The 290-nt window shown below is 57.9% G+C and carries 1 pseudogene; it reads left to right on the top strand.

The window, feature by feature from the left end:
- Positions 1-290 (top strand): annotated as a pseudogene (locus tag FDX22_RS30745) (DUF3748 domain-containing protein); the annotation flags it as partial.

Raw genomic sequence — 290 nt, 5'->3', positions numbered from 1 at the left:
CGGCGCTGGATTTACGCAATGTCGGCGTTGCTGCGCCGTATGGGCCGGTGAAGGTCCCCGCGCAGCATCCCCGTGAATACAGCGGGAACTCTTGGTGCGTGCTGGTGAGCCAGACGACACCAACGCCAAAACCGGGGAGCGATGAGATTAACCGCGCTTATGAAGAAGGCTGGGTGGGGGATCATACGCTGGCCTTTATCGGCGACACGTTGTCTGTCAGTGGCGAAAAAGTACCGGAACTGTTTATCGTTGATTTGCCACGCCATGAAAGTGGCTGGAAACAGCCTGGC

It is taken from the genome of Citrobacter sp. TBCS-14, from assembly GCF_005280805.1.
Classification (GTDB): domain Bacteria; phylum Pseudomonadota; class Gammaproteobacteria; order Enterobacterales; family Enterobacteriaceae; genus Citrobacter; species Citrobacter gillenii.
This window is presented reverse-complemented; position numbering and strand designations above follow the sequence as displayed.